A 1,529-nucleotide genomic window follows, 5' to 3' on the forward strand; every position below is an offset into this window, starting at 1 on the left:
CGGCTTTTTGCTGCACGATGGATCCTGAAACAAGTTCAGGATGACGTGAATATTGGGACGGGTGGCAGCGCGCAGCCTTCGACCGGCTCAGGCTGAGCGGGGGATGTGTGGAGGCGCTGCGTCTTCTGGCGCGGCCTTGGCCATCCCCGGCATCTCCTTGATATACAAGTCGCGCTGCGGGAACGGGATCTCGATGCCGTGTTCCTTGAACAGCGTCCACACGCGCATCAGCACGTCGCCGCGGATATTGCCCATGCCGCCCTCGGGATCGGCGATCCAGGCGCGGATTTCCCAGTTGACGCAGTTGTCGCCGAAATCGGTCATCCAGATGCGCGGGGCGGGGTCCTTGAGCACGCGCGGGGCCTCGTCCACCGCGCGGTAGAGCAGCTCCTGCACCAGCTGCATGTCGCTCGAATAGCTGACGCCGAGCGGGATGCGCATGCGCACGTTGCGGTCCGAATAGGACCAGTTCTCGACCGGCGTGGTCATCAGGTCCTCGTTCGGGATCAGATGCTCCTTGCCGTCGCGGGTGATGACCGAGACCGCGCGCACGCCGATCTTGTTCACCCAGCCGAAGCTGTCGCCCACCGCGATGACGTCGCCCGGCTTGATCGAACGGTCGAGCAGCAGGATGATGCCGGCGAACAGGTTGCCGATCGTCTTCTGCAGCCCGAAGCCGATCGCAAGCCCGAATGCGCCCGAGAAGAAGCTGAGCGCGGTCAGATCGATGCCCAAAGTGTCGATGCCGATGAAAAAGGCGAGCACGATGACGACGACGCCCGCGATCTTCTGCCCGAGCAGCTTCTGCGTCGGATCGAGGCTGTCGCTGCTGCCGATGATATGCCCGGCGATCCGGTTGACCACGCGCGCGGCCGTGTAGAGCACCAGCACCGTGATCGCGATCGTCACCACCCACAGCAGCGAGAACCGCTTGGCGCCCAGGTTGAAGCCCACCCGGTCCATCGCAGTGGTGATCGGGTCGAGCCCGCCGAACATGCTCGCGAGGATCGAGATCAGCGTGGCGAGGCCGAGGAACGTGCCGAGCCAGTCGGGCATGCGCACGCCGCGCACGAGATCGTTGACGAACAGCGCGAGCGAGATCGCCAGCGTCAGCCCGAACACGACCGAGGCGATCAGGCTCCAGTCGTACAGGTTGAGCGCCATGCCGATCAGCATCGCGGTGGTGAAGCGGCGCACCATGTCGCGGATGCGGCGGCGCGCGAGCTGGCTTTCATAGCCGGCGCGGCGCTCCCAGATGGCGGCAAGGCGCAAATAGATCAGGCGGCTGAGCGCCCAACCGATGACCAGCGCGGCGGTCGCCACCATCGCGGCCAGGATGCCCTCGATATATTGCAGGTCGTCGGGGCGCTCGATCCAGCCCCAGCGCATGAACAGTGCGTTGATCCCTGCAGTCATGCGGCCATGGTAAAGGCCTGCAATCCCTTGGCAAGGTCGGCGATCAGATCGTCCGGGTCTTCCAGCCCGATATGCAGCCGCACGGCGAGCGCATTGCGGTCACCGGCGGGCGG

At 65.1% G+C, this 1,529-nt stretch carries 1 protein-coding gene; it reads right to left on the reverse strand.

The genetic code is table 11. From position 1 onward, the window contains the following. Nucleotides 1-87: 87 nt before the first annotated feature. Entirely contained in the window at nucleotides 88-1,416 is a 1,329-nt protein-coding gene (locus AX735_RS19900; protein ID WP_066283928.1) for a mechanosensitive ion channel family protein, read from the reverse strand. Between the last annotated feature and the right edge of the window lie 113 nt (nucleotides 1,417-1,529).

The organism is Blastomonas sp. CCH1-A6 (assembly GCF_001556365.1).
Classification (GTDB): Bacteria; Pseudomonadota; Alphaproteobacteria; order Sphingomonadales; family Sphingomonadaceae; genus Blastomonas; species Blastomonas ursincola.

Excerpts from the sequence above, each read along its gene's own strand:
- AX735_RS19900 (WP_066283928.1), bottom strand. The coding sequence starts at position 1,416 with ATGACTGCAGGGATCAACGCACTGTTCATGCGCTGGGGCTGGATCGAG.